Below are 20,185 nucleotides of genomic sequence, written 5' to 3'. Positions count from 1 at the left end.
GGAATGGTCTCCTACGGCTTGGATTCCGCTGCGGACAGTGGGACTCGCGCGACAACATTCCCGCGCGCGACGGGACCGAGAATCAGTTGGGTGGCCGCGGTCGCCGGCTCACCGGTGATCTCACTCAACTGGTCGCGCTCGAGGCGGCTGCCCACCGGACCGACATTGCCGCCGAACGATGCGGGTGCGGCACTGCCAGGCACCGGTGGCGATGGGGCAACCCCTGGCGGCAACGGCGGGTAGGGATCGACGGGCGGAACCTGCGGGGCCAGCAGCGGCGGGCCGACCGCGATCAGGTTTCCGTTCTCCCCTACCGTCGTGCCCGGAGGAGGCGCCAGATCCGGTGGCGGCTGGTAGTTCTGAGGCAGCAGAACCTCAGGTAACTGTGGCCGGACCGGCACCTGCGGCGCCGTGAAACAGCTCGGCCCGGCCAGCGCTCCGTACCGCGGACAATCCGCGCGGGTGTAGGTGTAGGACGGCGTGAACGACAAATTCACCCGGCCACGCGGCGTATCGAGTTCGGAATCCCAGACTTCGGCGAAGAATGTGTCGGAGAACTTGGTCATCCGCTGACTGATCGGCACGAAATGCTCTGAATTCTGCGCGAGCACCCCTAGCACCGGTGTCAGATCCGTGGTGATGTGAACCAGCCGGTCGGTCTGATTGTGCAATGACTCCACGCTGGTACCGGTGGTGTGGGCGGATGCCGACAGGAATTCTTCGAGACTTCGACGCTGCTCGACCAGAGTTCGCATCGGCCCCACCGCTTCGTGCAGCGCCTCGAGGAGGTCGGGCGCCGTTGCCGACAGGCCGTGCGCGGCTTGCGACAACGACGAAATCGTCGACGGCCCATCATCGGTCGCGACGACGGCATTCAGTTCGTCGATCAGCCGGTTCAATTCGGTCGCCGCGGTCAGCAACTGTCCACGGCGGTTGTTGGTGGCTGCCGCGACCGCGGCGAGCACACCGATGGTGTGGTCGTCGCGTCCACGGCCGGCGGCCGCGAGAATGTCGCGCAGTTTGGTGATGGTGGTCTGGAACAACACCGTCGGCAGCGCGGTGTCTTCGGCGATCTGGTCACCATCGCGGATCGCCCCGCCCGAGTCGTTCACAGGCTCGACGAGTTGCAGCGACGAGACGGCGAAGGCGTTGCTGGGCACCACCCGGGCCGCGACTCCGGCCGGAATGCCTTTTGCATAAACCGAATCCAGCCGGATACGGACCAGACTGGGCTGATCGCCGGTGCCGGCCGCGACGCTTTCCACCGCGCCGACAAGCACCCCGCGAAACTTCACATCCGACCGGGCCGGCAGGCCGTCACCGATGTTGCGCAGTTCGGCCACCACGTGCAGACTGCGGTCGAACAGCCCGGTCGACTTGGCCAGCAGCACCGAAGCCACCACGCCGACCACGACCAGCGCCGCCGTTCCGCGCCGGATCAGCTGCCTGCCGGTGAGGTGATTTCCGTCCAGATCGACCATACTCGCCACCGTCAACCACCAAGCCTTGCACCGGAATCGACGCTCCACAGGGCCATCGTCAGCAACATGTTGACGATGATCACCACGGTGATACTGGCCCGCATGGCGTGCCCCGCAGCAATACCGACCCCCTCCGGCCCGCCACCGGCGCAGAACCCGTAGTAGCACTGCACCGTTGCCGCGATCCACACGAACACCACGGCCTTCACCATCGAGTACACGATGTCGGTACCGCTGACCAGCAAGGTGAAGTAGTGCAGATACGGTCCGAGCGATCCGCCGCTGATCACGCCCACCATGATCTGGCAGGACAGATAGCAGATAGCCAGGCAGGCCGCGTACAGCGGGATGATCGCGACTACCGAGGCCAGCAGCCGGGTCGTGACCAGATACGGGATCGGCCTGATTGCAAGCGAATTCATGGCGTCGATCTCTTCGGAGATCCGCATCGAACCGATCTGCGTGGTGAACCGGCAGCCCGCCTGAACCGCGAATGCCAAGGCCGCCATGATCGGCGCCAGCTCGCGGGTGGTGACCAGCGACGAGATGATCCCGGTTGCCGGGCCGAGTCCGAGCAGGTTCAGGAAGTCGTACCCCTCGACCGCTATCAGGGCCCCGGTGGTGACGCCGAGGACGAGGATCACGCCTGCGGTGCCGCCGCCCACGACGATCGATCCATTGCCCCAAGTGATATCGGAGACCAGCCGCAGAAACTCACTCCGGTACCGGCGCAGGGCCAGCGGCGCACCAGTGAGGGCATGGGCCGAGAATGCGACGAAGTGGCCGAAGCGCGCCACCGGCCGCGTCATGACAGGATGGGTCATCTCACAATCCCGTTCGTGGGAAGAGCATCGTGTAGAGCTGGCTCACCGCGACGTTCACGGTCATCAGCAGCAAGACCGATTCCACGACAGCTGCGTTGACGGCGTTGGCGACCCCCGCCGGCCCTTGCCCGGCGGCCAACCCCTTCTGGCATGACACCACCGCGACAATCGCGCCGTACACCGCTGATTTGAACAATGCGAGCAGCATGTCGCCTGTGGTGGCGAACGACGCGAAGGTAGCGATGAAACTGCCTGGTGCACCGCCTTGTACGTAGACGTTGAACAGGTAGCTCGACAGGAAGCCGACGAAGCACACCACTCCGGTCAGTGCAATGCCGACGACGATCGCGGCCGCGAAGCGGGGTACGACGAGCCTGCGGATCACCGAAACCCCCATCACCTCCATCGCAGCCGTCTCCTCACGCATCGTTCGGCAACCCAGATCTGCGGTCATCGCCGCACCCACCGCCGCTGCCAGTAGCAGTGCGGACACCAATGAGGCGGCCTGTCGCACGACAGCCAATCCGCTGGCCGCACCGGCGAGTGAGGTCGCGCCGACCTGCCCGGCCAACAACGCGAACTGGATCGACAGGGTGACCCCGATGGGCAGCGCCACCAACACCGTCGGCATGACGGCAGCGCCCGCCATGAAGGCCGCCTGCCGAACGAACTCGGCCCCTTGAAATCGCCCGGTGGCCAGGTCGATGACGCAGAACCGGATCGTCTTCAATCCGAGTAGCACCTGCTCGCCAATCGTGGCCAGCGCCGCTACCGGATGACGCCGCAGGTACCCCGCCCCAACCTGGACAACACGGGAACTGGTGTCCCGCAGGGTCATTTGACGAGTTCACGCTCCCCGAGATGCCCCATCTCAGCCAGCCGCGCCGTCGTCTCCAGGCGTCGAAGTTTCCCTGACGAGGTCTTCGGTAGCCAGCCGGACGGGACCACGTGCACGGCCCTCGGGCTCAGGCCGAGCTGCCGGTAGATTCGATCGGCGATCTCGGCCCGGATCCGCGCGGTCTCGGTGTCATCGGCGTGCAGCGTCGACTCGGCCACCATCGAGAACCCCTCACCGGCAGCCGCGGTGGAAAGACGCACGGCGGCAACACCACCCGATCGGACGCCGTTGACCCCGGCCACGCTTCGTTCGATGTCTTCGGGATGGACGTTGCGCCCCGAGATGATCAGGATGTCCTTCTTGCGGCCGCAGATGACGGGTTGGCCGTCGTCGGTCAGGTATCCGAGGTCTCCGGTGCGGAACCATCCGTGGGCATCGGTGACCGGCTCGATGCCGTCGGCGGTGCGGTAGCCGCGGGTCACATTCTCGCCGCGAATCTCCAGTTCACCGACGGTCGGCGACTCCACCACCGCGCCGCCCTCGGCCACCACGCGGATCTCACAACCCGGCAGCGGCTGCCCGAGTGCCACCCGCTGCTCGCACACGCGGTATTCGCCGCCCGGGCGCACGAACGACACCCCGAGCGTTGCCTCGGCCATCCCGTAGGCCGGCACGATGGCGTGCTTACGCAGGCCGAACCGGGCCCCCGCGGTGGTCAACCGGTCCAGCGTCGCGACATCGATGGCCTCGGCACCACTGAGCGCAAACCGCAGCGTAGAGAGGTCGTAGGCGCTGTCGGCGGCTTTTCGCAGCCGGCGGGCCAGCACTGAGTAGGCGAAATTTGGTGCCGCGGTCATGGTTCCGCGATACCTCGTGATCAGCTCTGCCCACAGCAGCGGATCGCCGAGGAAATCGACCGGTGTCACCTTGACGGTCTCGATGCCCAGGCACATGGGTGTGATCAGGTAGCCCATCATGCCCATGTCGTGAAAGAGCGGAAGCCAGCTCACCACCACATCGGTTTCGGCATCCGCGGCCGAGGCGGCGGCCATTCCGACCAGGTTGGCTTCGATGTTGCGGTAGCTGATGGTGACGGCTTTGGGCCTGCCCGTCGACCCGGACGTCAACTGCGCGAAGGCGATTTCATCCTCGGCCGATTCAACGATCCGGCCCGGGGTCGCCCCGAGCAGATCGGTCAACTGCAGGGTTCGCACGCCGGCGGCCGACAGGGCTTCGCCCACGGCGATGAATGGGCTGCCGACAACCACGGTCTCGGCACCGATTACCGACAACGTCGACCCCAGATCCTGTGCCCAGGCGGAGATGTCGGTGCGGTGGGTCGGATGGTGCAGCATGGTCACCACGGCACCCGACATCCAGATGCCCTGCACCAGTGGGGCGATCTCCCCGGGCGCGCCGGCCAGCACGGCCACTGCGTCCCCGGGCTGCACCCCCGCCTGCTGCAACCCGCCGGCGACAGCACGGCCGCTATGGTGTACCTGCGCCCAGGTTGTCGTAGCCAGCTGGTCGAGCCGTGATCGGCCGTCAGCGTCGACCGGTGCCGCGGTGAGACCGCGTGAGGTGATCTCGGCCCCGGCTTGCAATCTCGCCAGGATACGGTTCACGGCTGTCCTGACAGGGCGAGCCGGCGGTTCTCCACCAATTCGACCAGGGCACCGACCGTCTTGCACTCGAACACATCGTCCTTGTCGAGCACGACGCCGAATCGGCCCTTGATCTCGGACACCCCGAGGGCGAACGACAATGAGTCGAACCCCAGGTCCCCGACCAACTCCGAGAAGTCGTTGACGTCTTCGGCGGGTAGTTCGAGTTCGTCGGCGATGAACTCGATGAGGAATTCCCGTACTTCTGACACGGTCTGACTACCTTCCGATCTTACGGCGGATCACCATGTGGATGGGTATCTGGAGGATGGCAAACATGCCAACGGCGACAAGACAACCCGTCACCACCTTCGCTGTGTCGAACTCGCCGTACATGATCGTCGACGCGGCCGCCACGATGTGCGAGAAGGGGTTCAGGTTGATGCTGAAGCGGAGCCAGTCCGACAGGAACACCGACGGCATGAGCGCTTGGCTGATGAACAGCACCGGTAGCGCCAGCGGCAGCATTGCCACCGGTGCCTGCGGGTTGAGCGTGCGCAAAGCCACCAGGTAGAACAACGAACTGTAGGCTGCCGACCACAGGAACATGAGCACGACGAGCATTGCGGCAGTGAGGATCCCGGATCGCAGCGGCGCGTCCAACAGCGCCAGCAGTGCGATCACGATGACCGCCGCGGGCAGGATCCGGAACATCTCGAACCCGTACTTGGCCGCCATGATCTGACTGGTGGACACCCCGTAGAGCCGGAGCCGATCGGTGAAACCGGAGCGAATCTCGTCGATCAGTGTTCCCGCGCCGTAGCCGGCACCGAGCATCGGGATCAGCATGATGAGCCCCGGGGCGATGTAGGCGGTGTAGGACGACAACGGAAAGCCCGGTAGATCGGCGACCCGCTGGAACATCGATCGCACGAAGATCACCAGGACCACAGGAAAGACGATCGGGAAGATGAACCCAAAAACCGGTTGGCGCAAGCCCACCACGACGTAGCGGCGGAACAGCCTCAAGGTGTTCGTCAGAGAATTCATCGGGTCGCCTCCAGAAATGCGTCACGCAGCGAAGTCGACCGGACCTCGATATCGGCCTCGCCCAGTCCGATCCGCTCCATCTCGGCACTGAGCTTGCCCAGCGCCGAGGCCGACGCCGATTCGAGCGTCGCGGTCAACGCGGTCTCGGTCGTGCGCTCCACGGCGTAGCCGCTGGCGGCCAAGGCCTCTACGGAAGGCTCGGGTATCGCTGCGTCCGACGAGATCGCCGCGACGAAGCCGTGACTCCGGGTGAATTCCTGGGTCGATCCGGATGCGACCAATCTGCCGTCCTTGATGATTCCGACTTCGTCGGCCAGCGAGACCGCCTCGTCCATGTCGTGGGTGGTCAGCACCACCGTGCGGCCCTGAGAGCGCAACGACCGGATGGCGTTCCACACCTCTTGTTTGCCTTCGATGTCGAGGCCGCTCGACGGCTCGTCGAGAAATAGCATCTTCGGGTCGTGTGCCACGGCCAGCGCGACATCGACTCGGCGCCGCATACCGCCCGACAGTGCGCCGACCTTGCGGGTCAGATACTTGCCCAACCCGAACTGTTCGACGAGCTCATCCTCCCGTTGGCGCCGTTCGGTTTTCGGCCACCCGGCCATCGCCAGGCTCATGCGGATCTGCTCGACCGGCGACATCCAGAGGTCGAGCGCCACCTCCTGCAGCGCCACACCGATCAGTGGCCGGAGCTCATCGGTCTCGTCCACGGGGATCCCCAGCACCTCCAGGCGCCCGCTCGTGGGTGCGAGCAGCGTCGTGGCCATGCGGATGGTGGTGGTCTTGCCCGCACCATTACGCCCCAGCAAGCAGTAGACCACCCCGCGGGGCACCGTGAGGCTGAGCCCGTCGACAGCGCTGTTCTGTGCACCCGGGTACGACTTGGTCACATCCTCGGCGAGCAGCGCCGGTGACGAATTGTCTTGTTTGTCTTCAGACATGGGATGTTCAATCTCCGACTTTGGGAAGGACGTGGCGCTCCAACTCTTCGGTCAGATGGATTCCCTGTGCGGTGAGGTCCACCTTGAGCTCGGTGTAGAGCGGGAAACTGCCGCCTTTGGGCGTCTCGTTGACCTGATGAATCGTGCCGGTGCTCACACCCGTAACGTCGAGATCGACCACCGTGCGGACCAGTTCGACGGGTTTGCCGCGCCACGTGGTGTTGCGGCTGCCGTCTGAACGCACACTGCCTGCCACCGTTGCGCCGCCACCGCAGGATCCGGTCACCTCACGCGGTTCACCGGTCGCCCCGAGGTCGATGCCCCCGCTCACCGCGCACTGCAACGCAACCCGGGAATCCAACGGGTTGACGATCGTGATCGCGTCGAGGGTGCCCGACTCGGCCTCGTCGCCCGTGGTGGACACCATGCCGGTTTCGTACGGGAATCGGTCACCGGTGTAGTACTGCTCGACCTGCAACTCGCCGTGCCGCGGGCCCGGACCGATGGTCAGCACCCCGGAGTCGGGCAACGAGGTGGTCTCGTCGAGGTAGGTGACCGAGCCGGAAATCTCCAACGGATAACTTCCGAATGGAGAGCCGGGCTTGGGCTCGGCCGCCGGTTCGGCCGCCGGTTCGGGGTACTTCAGCAGTTGGTAGGCGTGCCCGACCGGCTTTCCCGCTTCTTCGTTCACCGACCCGCAGCCGACCAACAGACCGGACCCGAGCACACATGCACCGGCTACCGCGCCGAACCGTTTCACTGCGCCGCGCCCGCGCGGGCCAGAGTCCGGTTCAGGCGGCGGTGCCGGTGGGTGAAGAAGGCCGACAGGATCCGGCTCATCAGCTTTCCCCAGCCCGGGATCAGGCCCATCGGCGCCTGTGGTGCCAGCGTGATCTCGTCGGTGACGATCGTCTTGTCCCCCAACGGTTCCAGCGTGCGGTGATGAACCCAGATCCGCATACCGGTCATGATCGACTCTTCGCGGAACATACGTCCGGCATCGATCCGGGCGATGGTGATGTCATCGAACCCGAACGGCACGACGCCGAAAAGCAGCAGGAAGCTCTTGCCGATCCGGGTCCCGGGGGTGACGTCGGCGATCGACCTTCCGCGGAACTGGCGCGGCATCGTCATCTTGAGATAGGGGCCCATCTCGTCGTTGATGCCCTCCTGGGTGGTCACCCGGTCCCACACTTGGTCGACAGGACAGTCGACCTCGCTGACCTTGCGGAAGACGTGTTCTTGCGTGTGAATGGATCTCATCTCGGCATTCCTCTAATTGCTTGACGGTAAAAGGGTTCGGGTTGCATCTGCGATGAAAGACCCACTGATGTCGACGACGGCCGGAACGCTGTCAGCGCCGATGTAGTCGGGCATGATCTCGCCGATCTGATGGATCCGCGTCGACAACAGCTGGCTGTACCACTCGAACAGCGGAACCACGAGCGCCACCGTCACATACTCGACACCGTCGGCCGCCAGGCTGCCGAAGAACGTCTGCCAGATCTGCTCGATCATGCCCACCCGCCGGTGCTTCTTGAGCACACCCTGGGTCGCGAGCTCGGCGATGCGCTCCGGTGCCATGTCTTCGAAGAACGAATTCCACTCCGGATACAGGTAATTGCGGGCCGGCCGGCCCACCGCCGCGTAGCTGCGGCCGTCACGCAGCGTGCTGAAGCTGTCCAGGCCCAGTTCGCCATCGGCCCGCAGGCCACGAAGGACTCCGACCGGTTCGTCGAAACCCTCACTGAATCCCACGAAGATCTCCGACGACCGCTCCCACGGCCGATAGTGCACCATCTCGCCGGCCGCGATGTCCGACTCGCCGGCGTAGTCGTTCTCCAGACCGAAGATGGTGTATTCCACGCCCTTGGCCCAACCGAACCGTTCATCGTCGGCACGGATCCGGTCGACCCGCAGTGATTTCGTGTTCATACGTTGGTGAATTCCCTTCTGCGAGCCCGCAGAATTCGTTGTCCCTCAACAGAGATCGCCGCAACCACGGCCGCCGCGGCCCCCGCGGTGATGAGAGGATTGACGAACGTGAGCTTGAGTGCCTGATTGCCGCCCGCGGTCGACCGGCCCAGAACGGCCTTGCCGGCATCGGCCAAGGCAATTCGGATCTCATGGTTCACGTCGTCGCAGTCGGCTTCGGACAGGTCGGGATCCTGCCAGCGCACCACCACGGTGTTCGTTGCCACCGGCGCCACCAGGGTCAGTTCGGTGCGCTCGGAGACCGCGGCCGCTGCCGCGGCGGCGGCAGCGCACGTGGCGTCGATCATCTCGCCCACCCGCTGCCTACCGAGTGCCCGCAAGGTCACGAAGACCTTCAGTGCGTCGAACCGGCGGGTGGTCTGCAACGACTTCCCAACCAGATTGACCACGTCTTCGGCCGAATCCTGAAGTGGGTTCAGGTAATCGGCATGGTCGGCCAGTATCTCGAACGATTCGCTCCGGCGCACCAGCAGGGCGCTACAGCTGATCGCCTGAAACAGCAGCTTGTGGAAGTCAATGGCAATGGAGTCGGCAGTCTCGATCCCGCGCAGCAGGTGACGGTGGGTTTCGCTGAACGCCAGGCAGCCACCCGCGCAGGCGTCGACATGGGTCCAGATGCCGCGCTCGCGTGCAATGGCGATCGCCTCCGGCAGCGGGTCGACCGCCCCGAAGTCTGTTGTCCCGGCGGTGAGTACAAGAGCCATGATCGGCGTGCCCGCCTCGTCCGCAGAGCGGATGCAATCGATCAGTCCGTCGATAAGCATCCGGCCGGCCGCGTCGGTCGGTACCTCGATCACGGCGCCCGGCAGTCCCAGGATGCGCAGTGCCTGCCGCACCGAGAAGTGGGCCTGACGGGTGCACAGCACCCGCCAGGACCCGGCTCCGACAGGCAGCCCCGCGGCCAGGTCGGATCCGAACCTCTCGCGGGCGAACAGGTCTCGGGCCATCATCAGCGCCTGCAGGTTGGACTGGGTTCCCCCACTGGTGAACGTGCCGTCGGCGCCGTCGTCGAAGCCGAGCGTCGTGCAGAGGTCACGGATCACCTTCTGCTCTATGGCGGTCGCCGCCGGGGCCTGGTCGAAGGAATCCAGTGACTGGTTGAAGGCGCTGACCAGGATCTCGGCCGCAAGCGAGGACAGCGTCGGCGGGCAGTGCAGATGTGCAAGATAACCGGGATGGGTGACGACGGCGGACCGTCCGGATAGCAGGCCGGCCGCCTCACCCAGCGCCCGCGGCAGTCCGATGCCCGCTGGTGAGTCGAGGGGGAACTCACCGACTGTCCTGTCCAACTCTGAGTAACCTGACACCAGACCCGGACTCGCCGGATCACGCAGCTCGGTACCGGTCCAGATGGCTGCCAAGGTCAGGGCTTCGCGATACCCGGCAAGTCCGCCGGGAGAGAGGAAGTCGCCCACGAACGGGCTCGCGTCGGTTGTCATCGTGCTCCCATCAGGACGTTGCCAGCGGGCCGTTGCCGCTGGACCTGTCGCACCGCGGCGTCAAAGGCGGTGAGTGCGGCCGACATGTCGGCATCGTCAATGGTCAGCGGCGGCAGGAAACGCACCACATTCCCGTATTGGCCCCCGGTCTCGACGATCAGACCGTGCTGCAGACAGGCCAGCTGAACGAGTTGGGCCAGGCCCGGGTCCGGCGCCGCCGCTCCGTGCTGCCACGGAAGCATCGGGTCGACGATCTCGGCGGCCAGCATCAGCCCGGCTCCCCGCACGTCGCCGATGATCTCTGATTGTGCTGCAACTGATTTCAAGCCTTCGAGGAAGGCCGCACCGGTTGCTTGGACCCGATCGGACAGGCCGGACTCGACACCGAACCTGATCACCGCACTGGCCGCGGCAAACGACATCGCGTTGCCGCGGAACGTACCGGTGAAGGCACCCGGCTCCCACACGTCGAAGCGTTCCCGAACCACCAGCACCGCGATGGGAAGGCCGGAACCCAGGCCCTTCGAGATCACCATCATGTCCGGCTCGACGTCGCACCGCTGAAAGGCCCAGGCCGGCCCGGTTCGGAACATCCCGGCCTGCACCTCGTCGGCGATGAGCGGAACATCCAGACGACTTGCGTTGTCCCGCAATGCCTGCCCCCACCGGTACGGCGCCGGGATCACGCCGCCCTCTCCCAGCACGAACTCCGCGAGGAGAGAAGCCGGCGCCGTGACGCCGGAGTGCGGCCGGGTCAGGTTCTCGACCGCGGCAACCGCCAGGTCGACGCCGCCGTCCCCACCGACCCCGAACGGGCACCGATAGTCCTGCGGATAGGGCAGGAACGTGGCCCGCGGCGCCAGCACCACCGGCTGGCGGCGCAATCCGCCGCCAGAACTGGCTGACCGAGCCGCCCGGGTGCAGCCGTGGAAACCGCCTTGTACGCCGATGTGTTCGCGCCCGCCCGTTGCGATCTCGGCGAGCATCAGCGCGGCCTCGATCGCGTTGGCACCACTGGGCGAGCACAGGTGCACCCGGCCGTCCCGCGCCAGCCCAGGCGGCAGGATGGACAGCAGGTCCTCGACAAAGCGCTCCCGAGTCGGGGTGTGGAAGTCCAGCGACTGCCACGGTTCTCCCGATTCGAGGGTCTTGATCACCGCCTCGCGGACAACCGGATGATTCCAGCCCAACGACATCGCACCGGCCGCGGCAAGGCAGTCGACATACCAGCGGCCGTCACTGTCACGGAGCCGAGAACCGGCCGCTTCCACCGGCCGGACCGGCAACCGCCGAGAGTACGTCGCTGCCGCCGAATCCCTCATCACAGTGCCTCCCGTGGATGCGCGAGAAGTCGTTTCAACGACGTGATCAACGAGCGATCCTCGGTGCTCCAGAAGCCGCCATCGCGGGGGATCGTCTCGGCCAGCCGACGACGCACCTTTCCCAACTGGTGATAGGGCAGCTTCGGAAACAGGTGGTGCACTGCGTGATAACGCAGTCCGAGCGGAGCCCACAGCTCACCGAGGATCGGCATCGACGGGTGGTCGATGGAGTCGAGAACCTGTTCGGGAATGGTCATCCGCTCGTTGCGGCTCTCATAGCGATGCGCGGCCAGCACCCGAATCCAGTTGACGAACAGCACCGCCGCGACGATCACGTAGGCCTCGACGAGACGGGTCGGCGAATACACCCCACCGACAAGCAGCGCCAACATCACCACCAGGTACGCGAAGCAGGCGAATTCCTGCACCAGCCACGACCGAGGTATGCGCCCCTCGGGCAGCGTCCGAACGAAGTCGGCGTCGATCATCAGCGCCGAAGCGCGGGTCAGGACGTAGGACCGGATTCCGGGAATCAACCAGCTGAGCGGGGCCAGGACGAGAAACCTCAGCACGAATACCAGCGGCCCGAGCAGCGCGGTGAACGGCAGCGCGATCACCCGCCAGCGTGGCTCGGTGGCATAGGGGACGTACTCACCGTCCTCGGCGGTGCCGTAGGTCCGTGACCCATGGTGATCCTGGTGGAACTCGTAGGTGAATTGCGGCACCAATAGCGGGATTCCGCATACCACGTGCCACACCACCGAAAACCAGCGCAGCTCGCTTGGCGCATGGACGATCTCGTGGACGAACAGCACCGCGCGGTAGAACGCGAGCGCGGCGATCGTCATGCAACCGATCGCCAGCGGCGAGAGCAGGTGGTCGGCCGGACACAACAGGAACGCGGTGTAGCCGATCAGCACGCACGCGGTGAGATCGATCCAGTAGATCCACTGGCGTCGGGCAGTCAGGTCGGTAATCAACGACCGGGCCTCGGCCATCGAGATACCCAGCACATCCCTGGATCCCGCACCGGCCGCCGCTGTCTGGCGGATATCAGTCGTCATCGGGCGAACTCCGTGATCAATTCGGCGGCGGACATTCTTGGAATACCGAGCTCTCGCTCGGCTTTTCCGGAGTCGTAGTACACCTGGCGGGCCATCAACTCGACGTTCTCAGGCACCAGCGGATCGTCATGCCGCGCAGTCCCGGTCACGTCCCGGATCATCCGACTCGTGGCTCCGGCAGCCCGAAACAGCCCCATCGGCAACGTACGGACGGAATGGTCGCGTCCCATGGCTTCGACGAGCAGTTGAGCGATCCGGAGGTAACTCAGGTTCGCGGTGGACAGAATGTACCGCTCGCCCACGCCGCCCTTGGCCATGGCAGCAGTGGTTCCGATGACGAAGTCGCGGGCCGAACAGACGGCGGTCCCGCCGGGTGGAACGACCCGAAGCAGACCGCGCTGCGCCATCGCCAGCAAGCCCTGCCAGGATCGCGGGGTCCCCGATCCTGGTGCGAAAACCGCTGCGGGGTTCACCACCACGACATCGAGTCCACGCTTGCCGAAGTCGAGCATCACGCGCTCGCCCGCCCGTTTCGTCGCGGCGTACACGTTGTCGAGCACCGAATCCCGCACATCGAACCGCTCGTCGGCCACCACGCCGTCGGGTGGATAGCCGACGGCTGCCGTCGACGACACATGTACGACTCGCTGAACTCCACTGCGCAGTGCGCTCTGCGCCACGTGATACGAACCCAGGACGTTTGCGTTCCAGATTTTATGGGCCAAACGAGAATTCGGTGACGCTATGCCGGCGAGATGATACACATACGAAATGCCGCGCATGGCCGCGTCGACACTGTCCTCATCGGTGATGTCAGCCCGGACAACCTCGACGCTGCGATCCAAACCCCTCAGTTGGACCGCATGGTCGTCAGGCCCGGTCATCACGGTGACCGCTTCGCCGTCGCGCACCAGCTCGGCAACCAACGCACCGCCCAGGTATCCGGCGCCCCCGGTCACGAGGATTCGGCCGGCCATCACAGCGCCTTCTGGTAGACACGGTGCCGCTTGGCCGGCGCGGTCTTCATCTGTGCGGCCAGCGAATTCGACCACACGTTGTCTTCGTGCACCCAGGTGGTCGCCACTGAAGAGTAGCCACCTGCAGTGCTGGATCTGACGATCTCGCCCGCGAGGATCCGACCGATCCCTGCCCCGAACTGCGTTCCGACCGCACCGATGAGGACGACGACCGCGGTGTGGACACCGCGGATCCGTCCCCCACGCTTGGCCGCGATGCGCAACAACATCGAGGGGGTGAGCCGGCCGGATTGTCCGGCGATCTCGTTGATATCGGGCAACATCAGCAAGAACCCGACCGGATTCCCGGCCTGCTCGACTATCCGCACGATTCGGGGGTCGATCAGTGGCCGCATGTCGGCGGCCATGCCGGCGAAGATCTCCTTGCTCAGCGGAACATTCTCGGGGTGGTGCGCAAACGAATCGTTGTAGAGGCCCCTCAGCGTCTCCAACTCGTTGGCGAAATCCTTCATCCGAACCGACCGCACGGTTGCACCATGGGCCTCCATCACCGCGTCGGCACGCTTGACCAAACGGCGCTGGCCGGCACTGCCACTCGCGGTGTTCCACCGGTAGCAGGCACTGTCGAACTTCTTCCGATACCCCGCGGACTCGACCAGCCGCAAATAGTACGGCGGGTTGTAGGGCTGCATGAGGGTCGGTGGGGTGTCATAGCCCTCAGCCAGCAGTCCCACCTCATCGCGGGTCGAATAACTGTAGGGACCGATCATCTTGTCCATACCGCGGCGGCGCGCCCACGCCTCCGCAGTTCCCAACAGCGCGCCCGCGACATCCTCGTCATCGGGGCTCTCGAAGTGCCCGAAGAACCCGCAGTCGCCGTACCGCTTCACATACTCGGAATCGACGCTCGCCGAGATCCGTCCGACCGGCTGCTCTCCCTGGTAGGCAACGAAGTTGACGACCTCGACCTCACTGTGCAGCGGATTGCGGCGGGTGTCCAACTTGGCCTGCATGGCCCGGCGCAGCGTCGGTCGCCATCGGGAATCTTTGCGGTAGAGGTGGTACGGAAGGTCCACAAACTGCTTGACGTCCGCGGTCGAGGTGACCTCACGGACGTCAAGCGATGTCTTCAGGTCACTTGGCACGAACGATTCCCAAGTCGTATGCCAGTTCCGGGTTGCCCTTGCTCTTCCAGAGCGCACCGTCCATGTAGAAGTGGTGCAGGACGAACATCAACGGCACCGCGAAAATGACGGTATCCAGTTGTCCGGCAAGGATTCCCAACCCCGCCAACCCTGCGACATAAAGCGGGAGAGCCTTCCGCGTCGAAAGGCGTGCGAGCAACAGCTTCTTCTCGGCAGGATCATCGGTGGTCGCGAAGCGGGTATTGTTCCTGGTCCAGTTGATCAGGTGATACTGCAGGCTGTGCGTCGTCGTGGCGATCAGGATCAGTGCGAACAGGTCCGATACCAACAGATACGACAGGTTGTAGGACAGGACCGCGATGACCAGCGTCGCTACCGCCATAGGTGGCAGCACGTTCTGCCCATCGCGCCGCAGCTTGATCTGTTCGGCGACCGCCAACCCCACCAGCACCGCGGCGACAACGTAGGCGATGACAATCAGTACGCTGGGAATCGGTGGCACCGGCACACTCAGGTTCGAGAACGGAAGCCGGTGCCCGAACACCTCGTACTCCGAGAAGTGCAGCCCGTGGCTTGCCCGGTAGAGAACCGGAGCCAGGCAGGCGGCGTACAACGCGTATTTGAGCCTGGTCCGGGGACCCTTGTAGCCGTTCTTCGCGGCGTAGATGTTCATGATGCCGAAATGCTGCTTGAGGACGTGAAACACCTGCCAGTAGGCCCAGATCGCCAACAACGGCACCAGCCAGCCGCCGAACCACAGCACACTCACCACAACGGCGACCACGGCAAAACTGAGCGTGTAGTGCAGGCGGTACCGGGACCGCTCGCGCGGATCCAGCCACACCCGCACGGTGGTGCTGAGGACATGCGGCAGATCCGACAGCAACGAGAACGCCACTGCCCCGACCAAGAAGATGCCCTTGTGGTTCTCGGCCGCGAACAGGATGGCGGAGAGCAGGGCGCCGAGACCGAACACGAAGTAGACGTCGACGCGACGGCTGACGAACCAACCGGGTTGGTGCTCACCATCTTTCAATTGCGGCCGAGTATTCGTGGCGGCAGTCGCCATCGCAACCCCCTCGAGTGGCTTGAGTCTGCAAAGTTATTGAAAATGGTTTTCGTTATCGCATCAAGGTAGGGTGGCGCCAAGGCGATGTCAACGCCGTCTCTCTCGTTCGCTCAAAATGTGGCGACGGCCACAGATGCGGGCGGCGACAGAGTTGACGTGCAACTTGAATCAAGGGACGACAGTGACGGCAACAACCGACGACGAGCGAGCGGATCCGCTGGACGACCGCGAGGAAAACAACGAGGACGCGGCCGAAAGCGACGTCCAGGGCGACGAATTCGACGAGGAAGCCCAGCCAGCAGGCCGTCGCCCCAGGTTTGGCAACTTGGCCGCAGCGGTCGCCTGCGCGATCCTGCTTGCCGCCCTTGTCTGCTCGGGCGCATTGGGATGGCGACTCTGGCAGCAACGGCAGCTCGACGAAGCCGCCCGGCAGGCCCAGCAGGCAGCGATCGACTACGCCCAAACGCTGACAAGCATCGACAGCAACCACGTCGACGAGAACTTCACCCGTGTCCTCAACGGGGCCACCGGCGAGTTCAAAGACATGTACACCAAGTCCAGCACGCAGCTTCGACAGTTGCTGATCGACAACAGGGCCGCCGCCCACGGGAGCGTCGTGGATTCGGCGATCCAGTCGAAGTCCAAGGACAAGGTCGTTGTGCTGTTGATGGTTGATCAGACGGTGAGCAATGCCGCGCTGCCCGATGGACGGGTCGATCGAAGCCGTATGAAGATTACGATGGACAAGGTTGACGACCGCTGGCTGGCCGGCAAGGTCGAGCTTCCATGAGGTGCGCCAGCTTGCCAGCAGTGCGGCGCCAGCGCCCTACAGATTCTCGACCGGAACAGGCTCGATGTCCTCGGCCGCGGGCAGTGTGAAGCCGAAAACCTGTGCATAGAAGGACAACTCGGAGTCCAGAGCCCGGCGTATGTTCGCGGCCTGGCGGAAGCCGTGTTGTTCGCCCTCGAAGGCGACGTAGGACACCGGAATGCCCTTGGCCCGAAGCGCACTGACGATCATCTCGGCCTGGTTGGGTGGTACCACCTCATCCTCGAGTCCCTGCAGCACGATGAGCGGACAGTCGAAGCCATCGATGTGGCGGATCGGCGATCGCTCGAGATAGAGGTCGCGTCGAGCCGGATACGGCCCGACAAGCCCGTCCAGATAGCGGCTCTCGAACTTGTGGGTCTCGGTGGCCAGCGCTTCGAGGTCGGCCACGCCGTAATGGCTGGCGCCGGCGGCAAAGGTGTCCCGGAAGGCCAACGCCGCAAGCGTCGTATAACCGCCGGCAGAACCGCCCCGGATACCGAGCCGGGCCGGATCAACGCGCCCCTGCTCGGCCAGCCACCGGGCAGCCGCTTCGCAGTCGTCGAGGTCGATGACGCCCCATTTGCCGCGCAGTTGGTTGCGGTACGCGCGGCCGTACCCGGTCGATCCGCCGTAGTTGACGTCCACCACGCCAAACCCCCTGCTCGTCCAGTACTGCGTGCCGAGTTGCAGTATCGGCCGGGCCGCACTCGTGGGGCCGCCGTGAATCAGCACGAGCAGCGGTGGCAACTCGCCGGTCTGACCAGATACATCCGGGTTGGTGGGCGGATAGTAGAGCGCGTGGGCAGTGCGTCCACCGCTGGACGGAAACGTGATCGCCTCAGGCACGGAGAACCAGCCCTTGTCGAGCCCGAGATCACTTGGTGGACGCAGGATCTCGGTTTCGGTGACCACACCCGTGGCGTCGACGTGGATCGACACCACAGCCGGTTCGGCGGTGGCGGAAGCACCGACGAAGACGACCCGGTCACCCTCAGCCTGGATCGAGGCGAACGACGTATAGGGCACATCGAGGCCCACCACACCACCGTCGGCGAGGCGGACCGCCAGGTACTCGAACCCGTCGCGCGAAGACGCGAACACGGTGCGTCCGCCCGACAGGAAGGCGTAGCGCGACTGGCCGAACACCCATTGGGGAACCCCGATCTCGGCATCCATCGTCACCATCGGTTCGACGCAGCTGGTAGCGGGATCCCATCGGTAGAGGTTCCACCAGTCTGAGCGGTCGGAGATGAACCACAGCGAACCGTCGCCGGCCCACCGCGGAGCACTCACCGATTCGCCGGTGCCCGCACCGCCGGGCCCGGCGTCGGGTCGGCCGGCCACCACCCGTGGGTCCGTCAACGTCGGACCGATGTCAGTGGTCTGCACATCGGCCACACACATCTCGGTGCCGTCCCACGGCATGTCGGGATGTGACCATTGCAGCCAGGCCAGCCGCGTGCCGTCAGGTGAGAGGCGCGGATCGGACACGAAGTCGGGACCCGTCACCACGGCACGCGGGGCCAACTCTCGGTTGGCGTCGATCACGACGATCTCGTTGGTCACATCAGCCGGACCGCCACCGACAGGGTGGTGCTCGCGCACCACCAGCACCCACCTCCCTTCTGCGGCAACACATCCGTCGGCCCAGCGGTCGCCACGCGGGACCTCCGGATCGGGGGTCATCGGCACGGGCATCGAGTTCTCCGAAACTGCGTAGAGCCGCTGGTCGGCCCAATCGGCGAACCACACCGTCACGCCCACGACCCACCAGGCACCCCCGCCGTACTCGTGGGCGGCTGTGCGCGCGTCGGCGACCGCGGGCAGCAGATCGACCGGCGGCCCGCCACCAGTCCGCCGCACCAGCTGGGTGCGCCCGCCCTCCTCGGGCCGCAGCTCGGACCAGATCACGGTGTCCCCATGCATGCTCACACCCCCGAGGCCAGCGGCCGCCCGCACCACGAGTTCAGAGGTAATCGGGGTGGGCCAGGAGCCATAGGTCGCCATGGCGGCCCAGCCTAGGGCAACCAGCCGCAGACAAGCACCCGTTGTTATTGATAATGATTTTCAATAAGGTGAGGGCCTCCGCTGCGATTGCCACCCGCAGTGGACACCCATTCCTGCACGGATGCCCATCGAAAGGGGTGGACATGGCCCGGCGAACCCGGTTCGGCGAGTATGCGAACCGCTATCCCAACTACAAGTTCGAACTCAGCGATGATGGCATCCTGCTCATGCAGTGCCACACCAACGGCGGCAGCCTGGTGTGGGACTGGAAAGCCCACGACGATATGACCGACGCATTCGCCGATGTCGCCGGCGATCGCGAGATCAAGGTGCTCATCCACACCGGAACGGGTGACAACTACAACGCCAACTGGGGTCTGCTGCCGAATGGCGCGCCGCCTGATACGCCCGTCTACCAGGCCATGCCAGGCGACCGCGGCTTGGTCAAGCTCGACGAAAAGGCCTGGTATGCGAGACATTGCATCTTCAACCTGCTCGACGTCGACGTCCCAATGATCAGTGCGGTCAACGGCCCGTGCAACATGCACTCCGAGATTCCCCTGCTGGGCGACATCGTTCTGGCCAGTGACGACACCTACTTTCAGGATGCGTCGCACTTCCCCCGCGGCCAGGTGCCCGGTGACGGCCAGCATGTCATCTGGAGCTTTCTCGCCGGCCATACCAGGGCCCGCTATTTCCTGCTCACCGGCAAGAAGCTCAGCGCGCACGAGGCCAAGGAGTGGGGTGTCGTCAACGAAGTGCTGCCCAAACATCAAGTACTGGAACGCGCCTGGGAGTTGGCCCGCGAGCTGGTGAAGCGTCCACCGCTCACTCTGCGCTACACGCGCCAGTTGTTCACCAATCCGCTCAGGCGCGCATTCATCGATGAACTAGGCCATGGACTGGGCAGAGAAACTTACGCTCAGCGGGCATTCTTCCCGTTCGGCGGCGAGATGGAACCCCTCGACCGGCCATGGGACCAGAAACCCTGGGCCAACGGCACCACGCAGAACGTTGCGGCAAGTCCATCCCAGCACGGACCGTAACCAACAGTTACACAGCGCCATTCGTATTCATCCACCAACACACCGGAAGGCTCTATGTCCACCCTCAGCCTGAATGAAGCACGATCGATCATTGCCGCCGCGGAGAAGCGCGCTGACGAAATCGGCCAACCGATGAATATCGCGGTTGTCGACGCCGGCGGGAACCTCATCGCCCATGCCCGCCAAGACGGTGCATGGATCGGCAGCGTGGACATATCCATCAACAAGGCGTGGACATCTCGCGCCTTCAATATCCAGACCAAGGACCTCGCCGACAATGCCCAGCCTGGACAACAGTTCCACGGTATCGACGCGACAAATGGGGGCCGAGTGGTGATCTTCGCCGGTGGCATCCCCCTGACGAAGAACGGAGAAGTAGTCGGTGGCCTGGGGGTGAGCGGCGGGTCAGGCGATCAGGATCAGCACGTCGCCGAAGCGGGGCTTACAGTCTTGGCCTGACTGCAGCAAGATGGCGCCATGGACAGCGCCATCGACCGGCTGATCCCGGACTTCGTCTACGCAACCTTCAACTGGTCGTTCACCGACGAGGGAATGGGCCCCGCAAGAGG

Annotated in this window: 20 protein-coding genes; 3 read left to right on the top strand and 17 right to left on the bottom strand. The window is 64.8% G+C overall.

Features of this window, described 5'->3' with window-relative positions:
* Positions 1-11: 11 nt before the first annotated feature.
* The 16 genes from ACNQR1_RS05905 to ACNQR1_RS05830 form a co-directional block, all read right to left on the bottom strand.
* The gene (locus ACNQR1_RS05905) at positions 12-1,481 is read right to left on the bottom strand and encodes an MlaD family protein (protein ID WP_418044673.1); all 1,470 of its coding nucleotides are present in this window, start codon (positions 1,479-1,481) and stop codon (positions 12-14) included.
* An 11-nt stretch (positions 1,482-1,492) separates the two neighbouring features.
* The gene (locus tag ACNQR1_RS05900; protein ID WP_418044671.1) at positions 1,493-2,305 is read right to left on the bottom strand and encodes an MlaE family ABC transporter permease; all 813 of its coding nucleotides are present in this window, start codon (positions 2,303-2,305) and stop codon (positions 1,493-1,495) included.
* 1 nt (position 2,306) lies between these two features.
* Positions 2,307-3,143: an MlaE family ABC transporter permease gene (locus ACNQR1_RS05895; RefSeq protein ID WP_418044670.1), complete on the bottom strand. Its 837-nt coding sequence runs from the start codon at positions 3,141-3,143 to the stop codon at positions 2,307-2,309.
* Complete coding sequence (locus ACNQR1_RS05890) at positions 3,140-4,768, bottom strand: fatty acyl-AMP ligase (protein WP_418044668.1); 1,629 nt, start codon at positions 4,766-4,768, stop codon at positions 3,140-3,142. Before ACNQR1_RS05890 ends, ACNQR1_RS05895 begins: the two co-directional genes overlap by 4 nt.
* A complete protein-coding gene (locus ACNQR1_RS05885; RefSeq protein WP_418044666.1) occupies positions 4,765-5,019 on the bottom strand; it encodes an acyl carrier protein in 255 nt (84 codons plus the stop codon). Before ACNQR1_RS05885 ends, ACNQR1_RS05890 begins: the two co-directional genes overlap by 4 nt.
* Positions 5,020-5,026: 7 nt before the next feature.
* A complete protein-coding gene (locus ACNQR1_RS05880) occupies positions 5,027-5,797 on the bottom strand; it encodes an ABC transporter permease (protein WP_418044664.1) in 771 nt (256 codons plus the stop codon).
* Positions 5,794-6,741: an ABC transporter ATP-binding protein gene (locus ACNQR1_RS05875; protein WP_418044662.1), complete on the bottom strand. Its 948-nt coding sequence runs from the start codon at positions 6,739-6,741 to the stop codon at positions 5,794-5,796. The genes ACNQR1_RS05880 and ACNQR1_RS05875 overlap by 4 nt, the downstream gene beginning before the upstream one ends.
* A 7-nt stretch (positions 6,742-6,748) precedes the next feature.
* Positions 6,749-7,501, bottom strand: a complete 753-nt coding sequence (locus ACNQR1_RS05870; protein WP_418044660.1) for a hypothetical protein — start codon at positions 7,499-7,501, stop codon at positions 6,749-6,751.
* Complete coding sequence (locus ACNQR1_RS05865; protein WP_418044658.1) at positions 7,498-8,004, bottom strand: hypothetical protein; 507 nt, start codon at positions 8,002-8,004, stop codon at positions 7,498-7,500. The genes ACNQR1_RS05870 and ACNQR1_RS05865 overlap by 4 nt, the downstream gene beginning before the upstream one ends.
* Positions 8,005-8,016: 12 nt before the next feature.
* On the bottom strand, positions 8,017-8,676 hold the full coding sequence (locus tag ACNQR1_RS05860; RefSeq protein WP_418044656.1) for a hypothetical protein: 660 nt from the start codon (positions 8,674-8,676) through the stop codon (positions 8,017-8,019).
* On the bottom strand, positions 8,673-10,175 hold the full coding sequence (locus ACNQR1_RS05855; protein WP_418044654.1) for a pyridoxal phosphate-dependent decarboxylase family protein: 1,503 nt from the start codon (positions 10,173-10,175) through the stop codon (positions 8,673-8,675). Before ACNQR1_RS05855 ends, ACNQR1_RS05860 begins: the two co-directional genes overlap by 4 nt.
* A complete protein-coding gene (locus ACNQR1_RS05850; protein WP_418044652.1) occupies positions 10,172-11,497 on the bottom strand; it encodes an aspartate aminotransferase family protein in 1,326 nt (441 codons plus the stop codon). The genes ACNQR1_RS05855 and ACNQR1_RS05850 overlap by 4 nt, the downstream gene beginning before the upstream one ends.
* Positions 11,497-12,561 (bottom strand): fatty acid desaturase family protein, encoded by a 1,065-nt coding sequence (locus tag ACNQR1_RS05845; RefSeq protein WP_418044651.1) that lies wholly within the window; start codon positions 12,559-12,561, stop codon positions 11,497-11,499. Before ACNQR1_RS05845 ends, ACNQR1_RS05850 begins: the two co-directional genes overlap by 1 nt.
* The gene (locus tag ACNQR1_RS05840; RefSeq protein ID WP_418044650.1) at positions 12,558-13,538 is read right to left on the bottom strand and encodes an SDR family NAD(P)-dependent oxidoreductase; all 981 of its coding nucleotides are present in this window, start codon (positions 13,536-13,538) and stop codon (positions 12,558-12,560) included. Before ACNQR1_RS05840 ends, ACNQR1_RS05845 begins: the two co-directional genes overlap by 4 nt.
* Positions 13,538-14,551 carry an N-acetyltransferase gene (locus tag ACNQR1_RS05835; protein ID WP_418050287.1) on the bottom strand — a complete coding sequence of 338 codons (1,014 nt, stop codon included), beginning with the start codon at positions 14,549-14,551 and terminating at the stop codon, positions 13,538-13,540. The genes ACNQR1_RS05840 and ACNQR1_RS05835 overlap by 1 nt, the downstream gene beginning before the upstream one ends.
* A 121-nt stretch (positions 14,552-14,672) precedes the next feature.
* Entirely contained in the window at positions 14,673-15,752 is a 1,080-nt protein-coding gene (locus ACNQR1_RS05830) for a hypothetical protein (protein WP_418044649.1), read from the bottom strand.
* A gap of 181 nt (positions 15,753-15,933) precedes the next feature.
* Between ACNQR1_RS05830 and ACNQR1_RS05825 the strand changes: the two genes are divergently transcribed.
* Positions 15,934-16,542: an Mce protein gene (locus tag ACNQR1_RS05825; protein WP_418044648.1), complete on the top strand. Its 609-nt coding sequence runs from the start codon at positions 15,934-15,936 to the stop codon at positions 16,540-16,542.
* Between the two features lie 36 nt (positions 16,543-16,578).
* On the opposite strand, the gene ACNQR1_RS05820 is transcribed toward ACNQR1_RS05825, so the two are convergent.
* Positions 16,579-18,570 (bottom strand): prolyl oligopeptidase family serine peptidase, encoded by a 1,992-nt coding sequence (locus ACNQR1_RS05820; RefSeq protein ID WP_418044647.1) that lies wholly within the window; start codon positions 18,568-18,570, stop codon positions 16,579-16,581.
* A 143-nt stretch (positions 18,571-18,713) separates the two neighbouring features.
* Between ACNQR1_RS05820 and ACNQR1_RS05815 the strand changes: the two genes are divergently transcribed.
* The gene (locus ACNQR1_RS05815; protein WP_418044646.1) at positions 18,714-19,616 is read left to right on the top strand and encodes an enoyl-CoA hydratase/isomerase family protein; all 903 of its coding nucleotides are present in this window, start codon (positions 18,714-18,716) and stop codon (positions 19,614-19,616) included.
* A 54-nt stretch (positions 19,617-19,670) separates the two neighbouring features.
* The gene (locus ACNQR1_RS05810; RefSeq protein ID WP_418044645.1) at positions 19,671-20,075 is read left to right on the top strand and encodes a GlcG/HbpS family heme-binding protein; all 405 of its coding nucleotides are present in this window, start codon (positions 19,671-19,673) and stop codon (positions 20,073-20,075) included.
* Positions 20,076-20,185 lie beyond the last annotated feature (110 nt).

Origin of the sequence: Mycobacterium sp. 48b (assembly GCF_048282725.1) — a bacterium.
In the GTDB taxonomy this organism is placed as follows: domain Bacteria; phylum Actinomycetota; class Actinomycetes; order Mycobacteriales; family Mycobacteriaceae; genus Mycobacterium.
The sequence above is the reverse complement of the archived record's forward strand: the minus strand, read 5'-3'. Positions and strand labels throughout refer to the sequence as shown.

What these genes read in the sequence shown, in the direction of transcription:
- ACNQR1_RS05905 (WP_418044673.1), bottom strand. Translation starts at nt 1,481, where the DNA reads ATGGTCGATCTGGACGGAAATCACCTCACCGGCAGGCAGCTGATCCGG.
- ACNQR1_RS05900 (WP_418044671.1), bottom strand. Translation starts at nt 2,305, where the DNA reads ATGACCCATCCTGTCATGACGCGGCCGGTGGCGCGCTTCGGCCACTTC.
- ACNQR1_RS05895 (WP_418044670.1), bottom strand. Translation starts at nt 3,143, where the DNA reads ATGACCCTGCGGGACACCAGTTCCCGTGTTGTCCAGGTTGGGGCGGGG.
- ACNQR1_RS05880 (WP_418044664.1), bottom strand. Translation starts at nt 5,797, where the DNA reads ATGAATTCTCTGACGAACACCTTGAGGCTGTTCCGCCGCTACGTCGTG.
- ACNQR1_RS05875 (WP_418044662.1), bottom strand. Translation starts at nt 6,741, where the DNA reads ATGTCTGAAGACAAACAAGACAATTCGTCACCGGCGCTGCTCGCCGAG.
- ACNQR1_RS05865 (WP_418044658.1), bottom strand. Translation starts at nt 8,004, where the DNA reads ATGAGATCCATTCACACGCAAGAACACGTCTTCCGCAAGGTCAGCGAG.
- ACNQR1_RS05860 (WP_418044656.1), bottom strand. Translation starts at nt 8,676, where the DNA reads ATGAACACGAAATCACTGCGGGTCGACCGGATCCGTGCCGACGATGAA.
- ACNQR1_RS05855 (WP_418044654.1), bottom strand. Translation starts at nt 10,175, where the DNA reads ATGACAACCGACGCGAGCCCGTTCGTGGGCGACTTCCTCTCTCCCGGC.
- ACNQR1_RS05850 (WP_418044652.1), bottom strand. Translation starts at nt 11,497, where the DNA reads ATGAGGGATTCGGCGGCAGCGACGTACTCTCGGCGGTTGCCGGTCCGG.
- ACNQR1_RS05845 (WP_418044651.1), bottom strand. Translation starts at nt 12,561, where the DNA reads ATGACGACTGATATCCGCCAGACAGCGGCGGCCGGTGCGGGATCCAGG.
- ACNQR1_RS05840 (WP_418044650.1), bottom strand. Translation starts at nt 13,538, where the DNA reads ATGGCCGGCCGAATCCTCGTGACCGGGGGCGCCGGATACCTGGGCGGT.
- ACNQR1_RS05835 (WP_418050287.1), bottom strand. Translation starts at nt 14,551, where the DNA reads ATGCAGGCCAAGTTGGACACCCGCCGCAATCCGCTGCACAGTGAGGTC.
- ACNQR1_RS05830 (WP_418044649.1), bottom strand. Translation starts at nt 15,752, where the DNA reads ATGGCGACTGCCGCCACGAATACTCGGCCGCAATTGAAAGATGGTGAG.
- ACNQR1_RS05820 (WP_418044647.1), bottom strand. Translation starts at nt 18,570, where the DNA reads ATGGCGACCTATGGCTCCTGGCCCACCCCGATTACCTCTGAACTCGTG.
- ACNQR1_RS05815 (WP_418044646.1), top strand. Translation starts at nt 18,714, where the DNA reads ATGGCCCGGCGAACCCGGTTCGGCGAGTATGCGAACCGCTATCCCAAC.
- ACNQR1_RS05810 (WP_418044645.1), top strand. Translation starts at nt 19,671, where the DNA reads ATGTCCACCCTCAGCCTGAATGAAGCACGATCGATCATTGCCGCCGCG.